Origin of the sequence: Tatumella sp. JGM94 (assembly GCF_018257595.1) — a bacterium.
In the GTDB taxonomy this organism is placed as follows: Bacteria; Pseudomonadota; Gammaproteobacteria; order Enterobacterales; family Enterobacteriaceae; genus Tatumella; species Tatumella punctata.
Genome location: NZ_JAERJN010000036.1, coordinates 1 through 14,776, shown reverse-complemented (window position 1 = coordinate 14,776; position 14,776 = coordinate 1). Strand labels below are relative to the sequence as shown.

Sequence of the window (14,776 nt, the reverse complement as noted above, 5' to 3'; positions counted from 1 at the left end):
TATATCGCCGAATGAATATGAACGCCGATTACAACAATGTGCCTAAATCCGTGTCCGGTTTAAGTTGACCATTACAGATATCCCTGCATCGCGGGCCTTCACAGTATACAAACGGGTCAGATTCATGCCTATCAGCCAGTCAGCGCGGCTTCGCCCCTTACCAGCATCATATAATTTTTCGGTCTTTTCCCCGGGCAGAATATTGGCAAGAGCGTTTCTGACGCTGGTTTCATCCAGTGCAGAGAGCCACAAACGGCGGACAGTTCCTTTGTAGCGGCAATATTCAAGCAGCTCACGAGCAATCACTTCACCTTCTCGATCTGCATCGGTGGCGATAATAACCTCAGAAGCAGTTTTAAGAAGGTTACTTATCACTGAAAACTGAGCCTTAGTCTGGCTTTTTACAACCATCTGCCAGCTTTCGGGGATTATCGGAAGAACCTCCGCTTTCCAGGGATTACCGTACTGTTCACCGTATGCATCAGGTCCAGCCTGTTCAAGTAGATGGCCTATAGCCCATGAAACCGTAACGTTGCCTCCACTGATGAATCCCTGCCCGCGCTGACTGATACCAAGTACACGGGCAATATCTTTGGCCTGAGACGGTTTTTCACAAAGATAAAGCTGCATGAATCTCCCCTTATCAGCGCTGGCCCACAGCCACTGCGCGGATGTCTTTCATAAGGTTTTGTACGCCAGTGCCGGAGAGGCGTTTATCTGACGGGGAGCGATATACAACATACAGCCTGCTACCTGACCCATTCTTTTCAACTTCTATCTCCAGGTGATCATTATCATTCCAGTCCGAACCCATTTTGTAATAACTGCCGGGCTGGGCATCCCATACTGGATGTGAGTCATCAACAGCTGCTGCTGTCGTCCAACCACCACTGGAATTAGCATTACGGAGATTTTCTAATTCACCAGAGGAGATAAACTTGTAATGTCGTTTTAAGCGTGCAGCTGCTGTGTCAACATCAACCGGTATATTGAAAGTCTTATCAGTTGTATTCCCGCCCCCACGCTGCGGCAATGCCATTACAGGCATTCCCCCGGATGTTCCCGAACCGATGGCCCCTTTGATTGTATTATTCAGGCTTGAGGCACTGTCACTGACTTTCTGATTAATAGACGCCCAGTCAGTACCTGCACAGCCACTCAATACCGTTAGGGGGATAATCATAAACACTAATTTTTTCATGACTTTTTGGCCTTTTCGCGAATTTTTCCGGTTTTCAAGGGAGGTGAAAATGTCGAACGCTTTTTACCTGATAAAACATCAGGATTTGGGTGTCCCAGCTGTTCAATCGCACTGATCCCCGCCTTCGTTTGTTGAGACAAGTCTCTTCTTGTAACGGCGATGGTGCTGTACGGCCTTAAAATTCCATAAATTTTTCTAATCAGGTGAGCGCCATGACGTAAGTAATCATCACGTTGATTGCGAGAGATTAGGCCGTAATGGGCAGCCTGAAATGCCTTTAGTGCCATCTGGTCATATCCGACCAACAACCAGACGCAGCGGTATCCTAATGGTGATCGGCTAAACACTCCGATGTTCAGTGGTGATGAAGAGATAACGTCAGTGAATGAAACGGTGGAAGGCACTGATTTAATAATTTTCTCAAGATCAGTCACATAGCTCTGAATCCGGCCTCCAGCTTCGGTGAGGGACTCTTCGATTTTTAGCATTGCCTCATCTGCGTATGGGTTATCAGAGAGAGAATCAAAATAAATCACACCCGCTTTTTTAATCGCCTGAGGCATGCTCATTATGGCGTGTTTAACACTTTTATTTTGTCCTCTCCCCGAGCTCGACCGGGGCCGGCCTTCCCATAACCGCACCGCATAGATGGAATGCAGCTCAACAGAGAGTGAAGACTGCAATACCCCTGCGGTTTGTTCTTTGTCGGACTCATTAGTCCTAACCTTAGAAATGTTTCTTTGTTCAGCCATAACCTTTTATCTCTGTTTGATCCTGATGGAATTAGAGATATTCATCGTGAACAGGGGGAGGTAACAATTGAAAACCAGATCCGAAACAACTGAAATTTTTTGCACAGGTAAATACAGGAAGGAGAGAGCTATTTAACCGCTGCTGACAGTGGCAACACTGAGCGCTATTTGACCACTGTTGCCAGTGGCAGCACTGACTACTATTTAACCACTGTTGCCAGTGGCAACACTGAATACTATTTAACCACTGTTGCCAGTGGCAACACTGAGCGCTATTTGACCACTGTTGCCAGTGGCAGCACTGACTGCTATTTAACCACTGTTGCCAGTGGCAGCACTGACTACTATTTAACCACTGTTGCCAGTGGCAACACTGACTACTATTTAACCACTGTTGCCAGTGGCAACACTGAGTATTATTTAACCGCTATTGCCAGTGGCAACACTGAGCTGTCTTAGCTGTGTTTAGGTTTGTTCAGTTTGGTGCGTAGCTCGCTAACCAGGCGAAGCACCGTCTCCTGTGAAGCTGGTTGTATATCACGAGGTTTAGGCACAAATCGTTTTTGTTCAGGGCGACCAGATGGAATTGACACTGGAGTTTGTATTTTCTGAGTACCCTGGGGCAGTGGCTTCAAAGCGCCTTCTCTGGCTTTTTTCAGCATCGTAAACATCCAGCCTACAGGGTTACTCAGCTGTTTTTTAGACATCATCTCTGCAAAGGCTGTGAGGATCTGGGATGAGAGTTCATCAGGTAAAGCACTGAGCTGACTGGTCAGCATGGACTGCTCATCCTGACTGACGATTTTCATAAGTGCAGTCGGTAATACGTACGTATTTTTATTCACACTTTGTGTGAAACTACGTACGTAATGGTTCGGTTTCCGAACTCTGTCTGAACCGCTTGATTTTACTGGTAGTTCGGATTCCGAACTCAGTGTTTTCTGGTTTTGTTTTTTACTGGGTTCGGATTCCGAACTCAGTTTATTTGCCTTCGTAGTTCCCCGATTTTTACCTGGTTCGGAATCCGAACTCAGTTGAGCGGACCCGATCATTACCTCCTGACGGCCAGCCATCTGGCTGCCATTCTGGGCATAGCCCATACGAGTTTCAAGCATGGATATATGGCTGCGATAGTGGCGCATGGTCGGATCTAATTTAATTTCATTCAGCACTAGCAATGCCGTTTCACTGATCGTCTTATTTTTGCTCAGGCATGCTTCAGCTACAGTATCAAGGTAGCGGGGGTCGAGTAACTCAGCATCACGAAAGGTAAGCGGTTCATCATGCTGCGCATAGATATTGCCCCTGACACGGCCATGATTATCTCGAACGCGCTGACACAAGCTAATCCAGCCGGTTATTCGGAGCATAAGTAAAACACGGCTGACTGTTTCACGAGGAGCTTTCCCGCGTCCCGGAGAGGCTAGTTGTAACTGTAGTTCGTCGTAAGTGGGAAAGATTGCACCTTCATTGGTTTGCGCATAGAGTCGGATCATCATCCAGCCCATTTTATCCAGCGGAGAGAGGCGTGTATCCAGTAACAGCCTGCGAGGCATAGCGTCATGTATATTCCCGGTAAAAAGCAAACCACTACGTACTTTACCGTCTTCATGGCGAGGCTTAGCCGCTAGTCTGGTATGCATTTTTTCCAGTGCATGAGCAATTAGGCTGTCAGCTGGCAATGTCATTATTTTATCCCTTCTCTGACCATTCGTTGTGGCCGTTGTGTTATTAGCTTAGTGTGCTTAGGACTGCGTCCGTAACCGGGCGCAGGATAAGGGCACTTATTTGCGAATAGCTGAGTTATATCGCTCATGGCTGATCAGATCCCACGAACGTCCGGCGTTACGACTCAGCAGCCTCCAGAAAGGCCCCAGATTGATTTTGAAATAGCCACAGCCTCTGTCATCAATCCGTGTGAAATTATGAGCACCCTGATGAAACATCTTCACTTGCTGTACGGCTTTCTTACAGCATTGCTCAGGAGTTCCCGGTAAAGCGCGGATGGAATAGCCGACGGTTTTCATCTTCTTCATGCTGTCCTCCTGATTGAGGACTTTGCACTGATCTGAGCCTGCGAAGAACGTCTCCCCTTACCGTTGTGCCAGCCCTTAACTGCATGCCAGACTGACGTCAGGCTAACGTCAAGCTGTTCCGCAGCGAGCATCATGACATCAAGCCCATCAGCACTGTTGGCATCTTCAACGGCAGATTTTTGCCATTGCCGCCAGATTTCAGCGTTATCATCGTCACTCAGGCTGTTGCCTCTGCCGGGACGGACGTCAATCCCGGTGACACGACGTCGGGCAGCCACATCCGTGCTACCCAGACCGAAGAATACCTGCATGAGCTCAATGGAACCTCCGAGCGCAAGCGCTCGGTCGATACGTTGCATCCGCATCAATTCCATCCGTGCTCGCATCAGCATGCTGCTAAGATTGCCGTGGTTAATGCTGACATTAATTACCGCAACACCTGAGTTAGCCAGATAGTGAAGTTCTTCAAGTGACAGGCTCTGTAGCATCTGCATTTCTTCTCTTTCCAGCCCCAGTGATTCACAGCGGCGCAGATAGCCAGATTTAATATCCATAACCAATTGCATCAGGAGGCCGTTAGCTGCCTGAGAAAAATTATTCATGAGTACCATCCTCAATATCTGAAGCTGATGAAATACTGCGCTGCAACTCGCGTAAACGACGCATCAGACGGATTAAACGCAAAACCTTTAGTGCATTTACATCATCCAGAACAGGAACATCCTGCTCTGCAGCATGGCCAATGAGCAAAGTATCCAGACGAATCGCGGTTCGTTGGTCAGAGCTATGACCTGTCAAGGAAAGGAGGAACAAGGCAGGCTCGCTGCAGTTTTCAGAAGAGGCACAGTAGCCAGCGGAGAGATCGGATTCGCGGTCCGGAAGAATTTCATCATCACAGCCCAAAAATTCAGCTATCTCCCAGGCGGTCATAAAGACTTGATTTTGAAGATGTTCGATATTGTTTTCAAATGCGGGAATAGCCCAGACTGAGGCAGAATCTGTTGATGTATTCTCTTCATCAATTTCCGGTGAGAGAAGGGCCGCCAAATTTTCCTCTGACTGGTTATTTTCAGGAACAACATCCCCGGATATAACAGGAGAACCACCGTATAAATCAGGCTGTAACTCTGTTTTTTTCTCGACTGTAGGAGGAATTGAGGCATCATCCCCAACAGACAGTGGCTCAGTCTCCAGAGGGGATTCATTGGCAACTGGCGAGGCCGCGACCAACGATGCTGCATCGGATAAAGGTGCTAAATCGGTTATTGGTGTATTAACCACTGAACTGGCATCAGAAGCAGTAAGTCCATCGTTATCAGGCTTGTTCTCACCGAAGATCATCCGGCGATTTCTCTCTTTAGGATCCAGCTCCATCACCCAGCGGTCGTAGTTCAGATCAGGATGTGGGAGCGCATTCAGCAGGTCGCCAATAAACTCGTCCCGGAACATATCGGGAGACCATAATTCCGGGTCATTGAATTTTTTACAGCATTCGCCGAAAACCTCATCAAAGGATTTACCTGTATCTTCTGAAAGAAGTATATATTCATCCCAAATCCGTTGGGCATCCTGACGAAGGGCAAGCAGCAGGATTATTTGCGGACGGCCCAACCCAGAGGCTAGTAACTCTGGCATCCAAGGATTGAGGAATTTCAGAGCATCTTCCATTCTGCTGATGGTAGAGTAATGCACAGGTAATCCGGACTGCGTAAGCATTGCAGATAGATCACGCAACGATACCGACTTTCCTAATTGTTGCTCATGAATAACCCGCGCATTGTGTACGCCGATTGCTTTCTCTATGAAGGAGATCTCACCTTTAACGTCCCCTTCAACTAAGTGACCTATAAGACACTGCAACCGCCCCGGCCATGGTTTTACCAGAACATGAGTACGATAGAATTTTTCGTCGCCGGTTTCCTGCCACAGTTCTGACAAAACCTGATGTCGCGTGTTACCGCCATCGCTGACAATATATTTTTCACCACCTTCAGGGTCACGAGTGACTTTCGGAACGGTGTCCAGACCACGTGCCCGGATTGACTCTTTAATATCTTCATAACGTGGGTTTTTAGATTTTCTTGGGTTGTCGGGATTAGGTCCCCACTGGTCGAGTGTCAGAACCATTGGCATATCCATGACAGGAATGACAACAGCGGGATTAGCCGATCTGCGGCCAGGCTGGAGCATGGCCGCACCTGTGTTTATATTTTTCCGGCTCATAACTGTCCTCCTCTGTAATCGTGTCCGAAACTACCTGTCTGAAAATCTGAAAAAAGTGTAAACCTGCCATCAAACTGAACTTTAACCGTACCTGTAGGCCCCTGACGCTGCTTGCCGATGATGATTTCAGCAACGCCTGCATCCTCTGAATCCACGTTGTAGAACTCGTCGCGATAGATGAACATAATGAGATCTGCATCCTGTTCCAGCGCGCCGGAATCGCGTAAATCGCCATTATTTGGTCGCTTATCAGCACGTTGTTCTACCTGGCGGTTAAGCTGTGAAAGAGCCACAATCGGGCAACCCAGCTCTTTCCCAAGTGCTTTCAGAGAACGCGATATTTCAGCAATTTCCTGAGTCCGATTTTCCATTCCGGGAGCCGTCATCAGTTGGAGGTAATCGACCATAATGAGGGAAGGTGAGCCATATTTTCTGACATAACGGCGGGCTCGGGCTCGGAGCGTAGCGGGAGTCTGATAACTCGTATCATCAATAATGAGTTTATCCAGAGGCATCAGGTCTTGAACCCCGTTAAAGATACGTCCCCAGTCCTCATCGTTTAACTTCGCACTGCGAAGATGTTCAAGCTCGATCCGCCCGACCATGGAAACCATACGCATCATCAGCTGATAACGAGGCATTTCAAGGCTGAAGATGAACACACTTTCATCGGGTTTTTCTCTGGCTGCTGCCAGGCAAGCGGCCAGAGAAAAAGAAGTTTTACCCATTGAAGGTCGCGCAGCCAGTAGGATCAGATCACCTGCTTGTAGGCCGGAAGTCATTGAATCCAGTTCACTGAATCCCATAGGCGTGCCAGGCATGCCTCCTTGTTGGATGAGGGCTTCCAACTTACTGACCAATTCAGCCAAGGAATCCTGCATCCCCATTTCGGAGGTACCTTGTTCCATTCCCTGTTGAGCTAACTGGAAAATCTTGCTTTCGGCAGACTCCATAACCGAAGCTGCGTCAGCATTGGGAGCATTCACGTCGGATACAATATTGTTACCAATCGCCATCAGATTACGAAGACGACTTTTTTCACGAACAACGGCACTGTAAGCCATTATGTTAGCCGCTGAAGGTGTGTTTTTACTCATCTCTGCCAGATATGCAAAGCCACCGGCTCCCGTCAGTAGCCCCTTGTTTTCTAGTCTTTCGGAGACGGTGATAAGATCCAGCGGAAAACTCTCGATGGCCAGTTCTGCCATTTCACGATAAATGGCTCTGTGCGAGCCATTAGAAAAGTCCTCCGGAGCCAGGACTAAAACAACTTCGTCCCAGCGGTCGTTATCCAGCATCAGACCACCGAGTACTGCTTGTTCAGCTTCTATCGAGCGTGGAATAGCTTCTACTGATTTCATGAACGAACCTCCCGAGCCAGCACGTCATCAAACTGAGATTTCCATTGTGGGAAAAGCTCACAGGCAAGGCTGTGGATGATGGTTGCAGCCGCTGGGCCAACGCGATTCGTTTTGTATTCCAGGCGGTGTACCGGCTGAGCTCGTACATGGCCTAATTTGAATATTTCCAGTGCTTCAATCCGGGTTTCGAGCAGGCTGAATATCTCACGGTCCCCTAATACAGAGCGATCATATTGCTTTTCACTAATGATATGAGAAAGGCTGGCCATAGCTTCACGGTCAAGTAAAGTGTTCTCGAAGCAGTTCACCAGTATGGAAATACCCGGGAGCGTTATACCGTAGTTTTCATAGGTTCTGAGGCGAGTGAGCATATGAAGAGAGCCACGAATAAATTCGCGAACGTCTGGAAGGATCGGTTTGACTACGCCCAGAACATTCCCACTTGAGGCCAGTATGGAAAGTTCCGTCATGACGCCAGTAGCACCTTTAGAATCAATTATTATGAGGTCATAACCGGTAAAGAAAGGATGCTGAAGAATGTTTTTTAGACGTATACGCCCGTCTGCAGCATGCAACATTGCAGTAGGAAGCAGTTCGTCAGGGTCGTTAGAGTAGATTACATCCAGATTAGGGATAGAAGATTTTGAAATGGTCAATGCGGGGTCGCTGACGGTCTGCATCAGCAGTTCTGAAATACCATATGGTGCTTCTTCGGTCAGCGTATAGATACTACTGGCTGTAGGCTGGGACCAGTCGGCATCAAGCAGTAGTGTTTTAAGACCAGCATCAGCTGAAAAACCAGCGATGTTTGCAGCAAAAGTAGATTTACCTTCTCCGCCTTTTGGGGAAATTACGGGAACTATCGTCATGTGTCGTATCCAATTGTTGTAATTGGATGCGTATTCACATTCGCCAGGACATAACTATCGATTAGGAATCGATATCTACAGCAAATCGAAGCAAATCAACTATGGGATTGAAAATCCCCGTGTCCTTGGTTCGATTCCGAGTTCGGGCACCACTATTTCAAAAGCCTCGCAGAAATGCGGGGCTTTGTCGTTTCTGCTCTATGGTCTGTTTATGGACCTTCCCCGGGGTATTCAGGTGTTACCCTTAGCCCTGCTCTCTGATGTGTTTTTACCTCGTTTGTCGCCTCTTTCTGGCTGGTTACTGATTTCCCCGGCTTCCTGTCTGAAGCGCATCCGGTCTTTTCCTGACAGTTCCGGTACATGGTAATCCGCCCGAAAAACCGGTATTTTTATAAGCAGCATTTTCTACTCACCTGAATTCAGGGGGGATTTCTATGACCGGAAGGGTAGCGGATCTCAATGATCACGTTTTACTGACAGCCAGATCATCGCCATTCTTAAGCTGGCGGAAGCGGGTACTCCGGTTCCTGAACCGTGCCCCGTATTGATTCAATTAATAACTGATTTTCCGCAGATAAAAAAAACGCCGACCGCAAAGTCAGCGTTTCCGTTTTGTTAAATGACACCGGTCAATGGCGTGGAGTCACACCTTTAGCACCACGAAGTAGTCCTTCGGTACTCAGGTCTTCATCCAGTTCAGGCCAGTGGATACCATAACCGGCACCACAAAGCTCCCAGTTTTGTCGCTGCTCAGCAGTACCCGCAGCAAGACGAGGGAACCAGGCAACGGGAACAGAGATACTGCGCCCGTCCATGAGGTCAACCGTCAGCCGATCATCATCAATGCAGACATTCATTACGCGAATATCGTTCTCACGTTGCAAAGTAAGCATCCCAGGCCTCCCGGAGTGTTATCTGATGTTCTTTAACCAGACGTTGTAGTTCACGAAGTTGGTGCGAAGCAAAGCCACACTACGCGCGACGCTGATATCATGTAACCATATTTTAGCGGTTGCATTACCTTTATCAATATGGACATGCGCCGGTTCATTCGGTTCATGACTGTAAAAGTAAAACCGATAGGCGCCGATCCTTAATACTGTTGGCATAATACTCTCCCTGTCAGATTACGTGTATGGCTGCCCGATTAATACCATAACCAGATCCGATAAAAGGGATGTGGTCGTCAAAATCCATCGGCATCCCCGCAGCCGGACTTCCTGAAGACAACGCCCCACCTGAGGTGGCTGACCCCCTGATACGGGCTGCTGAGGCTGTCCCCATCCTTGTTGTTAAGAATCCCGGGAGTGAGAAGAGGAGCTACCCGATTGCTGACGACTTCCCGGTATCTGCATGCTACTGTTCACGTTGACCATCACTTCTGTAGAATAACGCTCCTGACTATGCTTATCCGGCCATTTACCGGTAACTAACTGGCCTTCAATGTATATCTGTGAGCCTTTACGCAAAAATTCACCGGCCACTTCCGCCAGTTTGCCAAACAGTACGACCCGGAGCCATTCGGTCTGCTTCTTCATTTCACTGGTTTGCTTATCACGTCATCTGAAATAGTGGTTACTGCGCTGCTGCTGGATGTATAGCGTACTTCGGGGGGCTGGTCTAAATATCCGGCAAGAATGACCTGTAGTGACTTAATAGATTCGGATACGTCAGGAGATGATAACTACACACAGCGGTGTTGAATAAATCGCATTTGTGCTGAGTTGAAGGATCAGATCAGGCATTCACGTGACAAAGCAAAAGCTCAGAACCACTAACCGGAAAAGTCATAAAAATTTTTTTCAATACAAATATATATTAATATTTTAATGGTTATTTATTTATATCAGAGTTATTAAATAGCATATTAAAATAGTATGATTTTTATGTTTTCAAATACTCAGGAGGATGACGTTTTTATTAATATTGTCTTGCCGGTGACTATCTTTCGCAACTGTTTCAGATGTCGGTAAACAGGTTATCTGTTAATAACAATATAATGGCGATAACCAGAGGGTCACCGCCATACAATAACAGCACCGAGATGTTATTTTTTCGGCGCCTGTTCGAAGGCCTTATCGGTAGTCGCTTTGAAGTTGGCAGATTTGTTTTGTTCACACAACTGTACGATCACCGGGGTAACGCTCTCAATGCCGCTGACATCCAGTACTGCGTCTTCAGGTTTTTGTTTCTGGTTCAGTGCTTCAGCGAATCCGACGGCAGTTGGCTGGAAAGACATATCCAGATTCAGAAAATCATTACAGGTCCATTTAGTAATAGGCCTGGTCTGATGTGCGGTATGATCAGCCGCAAAACTGGCTGCAGGCAATACGAGTAAAGCGGCAACAATGGCTCCGGAGAACTTATTCATCTTACTAACCTCTCTTTCTGTATTGTTAAAAGATACATCGGTGAATATAACCATAGGAAATAAAGCTATATTTTATTAAATAGCTATATTTCCATGTAATATGATGGTGTATTATTTTTTCAGCAGGTCATGAATTTCATTTTTAAAGTCATACAGTTTATTTTGCGGATGCTTTTTACATAAATCGATAACCTGCGGGATGGCGATATTATTAGTTTCCTGTAAATCAACAGTATCTCCGCCCTTATAGGTTGTTTTATCATTCAGCATCCAGAATGCAACGGGCAGCATTGCTTTGGGATTCAGATTTATAAATTCCTGGCAGGTCATATGTTCGGTATTAGTATCTGCAGCCTGAACGGCGGTTGCAGAAAAAAAAGATAATCCGGCAACAGCAAGTATCATCGCTTTGATTTTCATGAGTCTTCTCTTTTATACCTGTGAGTTAAAAGGATAGCCTTACTCATAATAGTAGTCTGACAATAGGAAATATCCAGAATAGTGAACAGATATTTTTCCGCAGGCATGTTCAGCGATACAGCGAATAGCCCAGCTGACTGGCCACCGAAGCGACCATTGCCTGAGCACGTACACTGTTGCCTTCGTTATCCAGTGGCGGTGAAAAAGCCGCAATTCCCATCACTCCGGGGACGACGGCAATAACACCCCCGCCGACACCGCTTTTTGCCGGCAGTCCGACACTGTATGCCCAGTCGCCCGAGGCACCGTACATACCTTCCATTGTCATTTCTGCGAGGATACAGGGAACGTTATCTTTCCTGAGTACCTGCTGGCGGGTGAGTGGGTTCATCCCTCTGGCTGCAAGGGTGGCGGCGAAAGTCGCCAGTTGTGTCGTGTTAATCAGTACTGAACACTGACGGGTATAAACCTCGCAGGCTTCCATAGGGTCACAATACATATAGCCGGCAGAATACAGCAGCCAGGCAATACCCCGGTTATGAAAGTTGGTACTTTGCTCCGACTGATTAACTTCTTCTGAGAGGGCGAGTGCTGAACCGGCCATTTGTTGTTGCAGATGTAAAATACGTTGCCAGCGCTGTTCAGCATCGTTTGCTTTCAGCAGACTGACCGCAGACATTGCCCCGGCATTGACTAAGGGTGATAAAGGTTTCCCGCTGTGCAGTTCTAAGGCAATAACTGAATTAAAAGGGAGTCCGGTCGGGTCGGCACCTATTTTTTCTTTAATCGCGGCAGGACCGGCTTCTTCGAGGGCCAGCGCCAGGGTACTGACTTTCGATATAGACTCTATGGCAAAGGGATAACTGCTATCACCGGCCTGATAAACAGCCCCTTCTGCAGTGACGACCGCCACGGCGCTGAGGTGTGAAGGGACTTGTGCCAGAAAGGGGATATAGTCTGCATTTTTCCCTCCTTGCAGGGAGAGTGACTCTTGCAGGGCCTGCTCAATGGACTGCCGGATGACCTGTGGATCCTGTTGCATAGTAATCTCCTGTTATAAAACAGTGTGGCGTTTACCTCATGGAGGAGTCGATAAGAGTATAGCCTTTCCTGAACCAGGGAATGCCTGATAGCAGATTACGGGTACTTATATGAGCAGGCTTAATCTACTCCCGCTCAGTACTTCCGGTTCCATGCAGAAATATTTTTCAATGGCTGTTTGATATAAGGGCTGGCTTTAATCAGGGAAAAGAGAAGCTTATTGACCAGAGTTCCGGTTTTGTCCATGGGCCGGTCGACATCCAGAAACAGGACGGCACGCCATTCATCGCTATCATTACGTACTTCATGTTCCAGAGAGTCATCAAACAGGATGACTTTACCTTCCTCCCAGTGCATTTTCTGGTCAGCCACCCTGATCCATACTTTATCCCGTTCTTCTGGCACGATAAGCCCCAGATGCACACGCACCATGGCTCGGGTCGGGCCTTTGTGAGGAACGATATGATAGCGGGGCTGTAGTATAGAAAACATGGCAGTACGCATATGGGGGATTGCACTGATCAGTGCTGCTGTTTTCGGACAGAGGGCACAGTTTGCTTCAATCCGGTTACCGTATATATATAACCCGAAAGTTTTCCAGTTGTCACCTTTGGAAATCCGTTGCTGGTCAGGAGATATTTCATGGAAGGAAGGAATATTCTGTGGTTTTTTCAGTAATATATCTAATTCTCCGCGGATTTCCCGCCAGTTATTTTCCAGTAAATAAACCCAGTCGAAAGCGGAGTTGTCAATTTTTGGAGTAGTTGCAATAAGTGAATGTTTTGTCTGGAAATAGTTATTCCAGCGTAAGAATTTTTTCCCCGTTTTTATCAGTAAACGACGATAAAAAGCCGGGCGTGATGCGGGCTGCATAATTATATTCCTGTCATAATAAATTAATATATGCACTATGATGATGGAATGCCCGGATAAACAGATTAATCATATTTATAAGTGCTACTCAGGGTATTTACTGAATGCTGGGTAATTAATGGAGATAATCTGATATCTGTGGTTATTTATTCCTTCATACGGCACCTGAAATAAACTGTCTGTAAAATGCCATCAATGCCCCTGTGTTTTTTATCAAAACTGGCGAAGGAGTCAGTTTTGATACTCTGCTTTTTTCCGCCAGGCTCCGGGGATAAAGGCAGGGTAAGGTTATTGCAGAGAGGGATCCTTTGCGGCTGGCATGGATCGGTGATTGCTGATCCCTTTATTTTATGCAGGAAGATCAGAGCAAATGGATCCGATCAATATAAGTAAATCCTTTTGAATCAGAGGTTTTAAAAAATTGCACACTAAAAGGTGATCAGGATGACCCGTCCATAACACAGCACATAGCAACAGTAATAAACGGGGTTGTGATACTTTACCGGGCGGCAGATAAACCACTATTACTGGACCTGCCATTTTTTATCAGTCGTGTTACCTGTGGCTTCCCGTCACCTGCCGGGGACTATATTGCACAAAGAATTGATCTTAATTAGTTATTGATTGCGTATCCGGTAACAACCTGTTTTATCCGGGGCAGTAGTGATTCGATGACAGAAGAAGGTATCGCTGACGGTGATATGCTGATTGTCGATAGCTCACTGACCGCCGGAGCGGGTGATATTGTGGTGGCCTCATTGGCGGGGCAAGTTTACGGCCTTCTTTACATCTCAGAAGAATGAATCCCCGCTGGTCTCTGTGACGGATGCTGACCCGTTTGAGAGCTTCGGTGTGGTTAAACATGTCATTAAAGGTATTGAGCAGACAGATAATTTACCCTGCCCCTGTAGGCATGTATCAGCTCAGTGGGTGATAGTGAACAACAGTTCACGCAGCCAGCGATAGCCGGGATCACGGTGTGTTCGTTCATGCCAGATTGCAGTTTTACTAAAGCCTTTAATTGCCAGTGGCGGCGGCATGACTGTTAAGCCCGGCAGATTACGTGCCAGTCTTTGCGGTACCACACTGATCAGCTCACTGACTCGCAGTATTTCGGGCAATACCAGAAAACTGTACACGGAAAGTGCTATATGCCTGGAACGGCCAATCGCAGCCAACGCATCATCGGTGACTCCGTGAAAACTGTCACCGGTGTAGGAGAACAGTGCATGATCCATGGCACAGAAACTATCAAGAGTCAGTGCTCCGGGCTGTGCCAGCGGGTGTTCTTTCCGTAATAAACACACATAGTATTCTTCATAGGTAATCCCCCCGAAAAACCGGTGTGTTCATAAGTAGAATTTTCTCGTAATCTGAACAGGGGAGATCTCTATGAAAAAATCACGTTTTACCGACAGCCAGATTATGGCCATTCTCAAACAGGCCGAAGCCGGAACGCCGGTTTCTGCACTGTGCCGCGAGCATGGTATGAGTAATGCCAGCTTCTATAAGTGGCGTTCACGCTTTGGCGGGATGGATGCCTCCATGATGGCCCGCCTGAAAGAGCTGGAAGACGAAAATCGTCGCCTCAAAAAGATGTATGCCGAAGAACGGCTTAAAGCCGAGATA

18 protein-coding genes and 2 pseudogenes are annotated in these 14,776 nt (G+C 47.2%); 3 read left to right on the top strand and 17 right to left on the bottom strand.

Annotated elements, in window-relative coordinates:
• Positions 1 to 54 precede the first annotated feature (54 nt).
• From JK216_RS16840 to JK216_RS16830, 3 genes and pseudogenes are all read right to left on the bottom strand, one after another.
• Positions 55 to 630 (bottom strand): annotated as a pseudogene (locus JK216_RS16840) (toprim domain-containing protein); the annotation flags it as partial.
• Between the two features lie 13 nt (positions 631 to 643).
• A complete protein-coding gene (locus JK216_RS16835; RefSeq protein ID WP_212712153.1) occupies positions 644 to 1,201 on the bottom strand; it encodes a hypothetical protein in 558 nt (185 codons plus the stop codon).
• Positions 1,198 to 1,953, bottom strand: a complete 756-nt coding sequence (locus tag JK216_RS16830; protein ID WP_212712152.1) for a PFL_4669 family integrating conjugative element protein — start codon at positions 1,951 to 1,953, stop codon at positions 1,198 to 1,200. The genes JK216_RS16835 and JK216_RS16830 overlap by 4 nt, the downstream gene beginning before the upstream one ends.
• Positions 1,954 to 2,121: 168 nt before the next feature.
• Between JK216_RS16830 and JK216_RS16825 the strand changes: the two genes are divergently transcribed.
• Positions 2,122 to 2,412, top strand: a complete 291-nt coding sequence (locus JK216_RS16825) for a hypothetical protein (protein ID WP_212712151.1) — start codon at positions 2,122 to 2,124, stop codon at positions 2,410 to 2,412.
• Here the strand turns inward: JK216_RS16825 and JK216_RS16820 are convergent.
• The 13 genes and pseudogenes from JK216_RS16820 to JK216_RS16760 all read right to left on the bottom strand — a co-directional run bounded on the left by JK216_RS16820 (position 2,409) and on the right by JK216_RS16760 (position 13,147).
• Positions 2,409 to 3,641 (bottom strand): STY4528 family pathogenicity island replication protein, encoded by a 1,233-nt coding sequence (locus JK216_RS16820; protein ID WP_212712150.1) that lies wholly within the window; start codon positions 3,639 to 3,641, stop codon positions 2,409 to 2,411. The genes JK216_RS16825 and JK216_RS16820 overlap by 4 nt on opposite strands.
• 96 nt (positions 3,642 to 3,737) lie before the next feature.
• A complete protein-coding gene (locus JK216_RS16815) occupies positions 3,738 to 3,989 on the bottom strand; it encodes a hypothetical protein (protein WP_249213210.1) in 252 nt (83 codons plus the stop codon).
• Positions 3,986 to 4,600 (bottom strand): DUF2857 domain-containing protein, encoded by a 615-nt coding sequence (locus JK216_RS16810; protein ID WP_212712149.1) that lies wholly within the window; start codon positions 4,598 to 4,600, stop codon positions 3,986 to 3,988. The genes JK216_RS16815 and JK216_RS16810 overlap by 4 nt, the downstream gene beginning before the upstream one ends.
• Positions 4,584 to 6,212 (bottom strand): ParB family protein, encoded by a 1,629-nt coding sequence (locus tag JK216_RS16805; protein WP_212712148.1) that lies wholly within the window; start codon positions 6,210 to 6,212, stop codon positions 4,584 to 4,586. The genes JK216_RS16810 and JK216_RS16805 overlap by 17 nt, the downstream gene beginning before the upstream one ends.
• Entirely contained in the window at positions 6,209 to 7,573 is a 1,365-nt protein-coding gene (gene dnaB-PI / locus JK216_RS16800; RefSeq protein ID WP_212712147.1) for an SPI-7-type island replicative DNA helicase, read from the bottom strand. Before dnaB-PI ends, JK216_RS16805 begins: the two co-directional genes overlap by 4 nt.
• Positions 7,570 to 8,442, bottom strand: coding sequence for a ParA family protein (locus JK216_RS16795; RefSeq protein WP_212712146.1), 873 nt, complete (start codon positions 8,440 to 8,442; stop codon positions 7,570 to 7,572). Before JK216_RS16795 ends, dnaB-PI begins: the two co-directional genes overlap by 4 nt.
• Before the next feature lie 629 nt (positions 8,443 to 9,071).
• On the bottom strand, positions 9,072 to 9,335 hold the full coding sequence (locus JK216_RS16790; RefSeq protein ID WP_212712145.1) for a DUF2442 domain-containing protein: 264 nt from the start codon (positions 9,333 to 9,335) through the stop codon (positions 9,072 to 9,074).
• Between the two features lie 18 nt (positions 9,336 to 9,353).
• Entirely contained in the window at positions 9,354 to 9,551 is a 198-nt protein-coding gene (locus tag JK216_RS16785) for a DUF4160 domain-containing protein (protein WP_249213209.1), read from the bottom strand.
• 13 nt (positions 9,552 to 9,564) lie between these two features.
• Positions 9,565 to 10,099, bottom strand: a pseudogene (gene ssb / locus JK216_RS16780) (single-stranded DNA-binding protein).
• Positions 10,100 to 10,489: 390 nt separating this feature from the next.
• On the bottom strand, positions 10,490 to 10,813 hold the full coding sequence (gene hdeA / locus JK216_RS16775; protein ID WP_212709430.1) for an acid-activated periplasmic chaperone HdeA: 324 nt from the start codon (positions 10,811 to 10,813) through the stop codon (positions 10,490 to 10,492).
• Positions 10,814 to 10,924: 111 nt separating this feature from the next.
• A complete protein-coding gene (hdeB, locus tag JK216_RS16770; RefSeq protein WP_212709429.1) occupies positions 10,925 to 11,233 on the bottom strand; it encodes an acid-activated periplasmic chaperone HdeB in 309 nt (102 codons plus the stop codon).
• A 109-nt stretch (positions 11,234 to 11,342) separates the two neighbouring features.
• Complete coding sequence (glsA, locus tag JK216_RS16765) at positions 11,343 to 12,275, bottom strand: glutaminase A (protein ID WP_212709428.1); 933 nt, start codon at positions 12,273 to 12,275, stop codon at positions 11,343 to 11,345.
• A gap of 134 nt (positions 12,276 to 12,409) precedes the next feature.
• On the bottom strand, positions 12,410 to 13,147 hold the full coding sequence (locus JK216_RS16760; RefSeq protein ID WP_212709427.1) for an aspartyl/asparaginyl beta-hydroxylase domain-containing protein: 738 nt from the start codon (positions 13,145 to 13,147) through the stop codon (positions 12,410 to 12,412).
• A 671-nt stretch (positions 13,148 to 13,818) separates the two neighbouring features.
• On the opposite strand from JK216_RS16760, the gene JK216_RS17215 reads away from it, so the two are divergent.
• Positions 13,819 to 13,950: a S24 family peptidase gene (locus JK216_RS17215; protein ID WP_343878094.1), complete on the top strand. Its 132-nt coding sequence runs from the start codon at positions 13,819 to 13,821 to the stop codon at positions 13,948 to 13,950.
• Between the two features lie 120 nt (positions 13,951 to 14,070).
• Here the strand turns inward: JK216_RS17215 and JK216_RS16750 are convergent, their stop codons facing one another.
• Positions 14,071 to 14,475 carry a LysR substrate-binding domain-containing protein gene (locus tag JK216_RS16750; RefSeq protein WP_212712155.1) on the bottom strand — a complete coding sequence of 135 codons (405 nt, stop codon included), beginning with the start codon at positions 14,473 to 14,475 and terminating at the stop codon, positions 14,071 to 14,073.
• Positions 14,476 to 14,539: 64 nt separating this feature from the next.
• On the opposite strand from JK216_RS16750, the gene JK216_RS16745 reads away from it, so the two are divergent.
• Positions 14,540 to 14,776, top strand: a 237-nt coding sequence (locus tag JK216_RS16745; RefSeq protein ID WP_212712144.1) for a transposase, incomplete at its 3' end; no start/stop codon positions are given.

What these genes read in the sequence shown, in the direction of transcription:
- JK216_RS16835 (WP_212712153.1), bottom strand. Translation starts at nt 1,201, where the DNA reads ATGAAAAAATTAGTGTTTATGATTATCCCCCTAACGGTATTGAGTGGC.
- JK216_RS16830 (WP_212712152.1), bottom strand. Translation starts at nt 1,953, where the DNA reads ATGGCTGAACAAAGAAACATTTCTAAGGTTAGGACTAATGAGTCCGAC.
- JK216_RS16820 (WP_212712150.1), bottom strand. Translation starts at nt 3,641, where the DNA reads ATGACATTGCCAGCTGACAGCCTAATTGCTCATGCACTGGAAAAAATG.
- JK216_RS16815 (WP_249213210.1), bottom strand. Translation starts at nt 3,989, where the DNA reads ATGAAGAAGATGAAAACCGTCGGCTATTCCATCCGCGCTTTACCGGGA.
- JK216_RS16810 (WP_212712149.1), bottom strand. Translation starts at nt 4,600, where the DNA reads ATGGTACTCATGAATAATTTTTCTCAGGCAGCTAACGGCCTCCTGATG.
- JK216_RS16805 (WP_212712148.1), bottom strand. Translation starts at nt 6,212, where the DNA reads ATGAGCCGGAAAAATATAAACACAGGTGCGGCCATGCTCCAGCCTGGC.
- dnaB-PI (WP_212712147.1), bottom strand. Translation starts at nt 7,573, where the DNA reads ATGAAATCAGTAGAAGCTATTCCACGCTCGATAGAAGCTGAACAAGCA.
- JK216_RS16795 (WP_212712146.1), bottom strand. Translation starts at nt 8,442, where the DNA reads ATGACGATAGTTCCCGTAATTTCCCCAAAAGGCGGAGAAGGTAAATCT.
- JK216_RS16790 (WP_212712145.1), bottom strand. Translation starts at nt 9,335, where the DNA reads ATGCTTACTTTGCAACGTGAGAACGATATTCGCGTAATGAATGTCTGC.
- JK216_RS16785 (WP_249213209.1), bottom strand. Translation starts at nt 9,551, where the DNA reads ATGCCAACAGTATTAAGGATCGGCGCCTATCGGTTTTACTTTTACAGT.
- hdeA (WP_212709430.1), bottom strand. Translation starts at nt 10,813, where the DNA reads ATGAATAAGTTCTCCGGAGCCATTGTTGCCGCTTTACTCGTATTGCCT.
- hdeB (WP_212709429.1), bottom strand. Translation starts at nt 11,233, where the DNA reads ATGAAAATCAAAGCGATGATACTTGCTGTTGCCGGATTATCTTTTTTT.
- glsA (WP_212709428.1), bottom strand. Translation starts at nt 12,275, where the DNA reads ATGCAACAGGATCCACAGGTCATCCGGCAGTCCATTGAGCAGGCCCTG.
- JK216_RS16760 (WP_212709427.1), bottom strand. Translation starts at nt 13,147, where the DNA reads ATGCAGCCCGCATCACGCCCGGCTTTTTATCGTCGTTTACTGATAAAA.
- JK216_RS17215 (WP_343878094.1), top strand. Translation starts at nt 13,819, where the DNA reads ATGACAGAAGAAGGTATCGCTGACGGTGATATGCTGATTGTCGATAGC.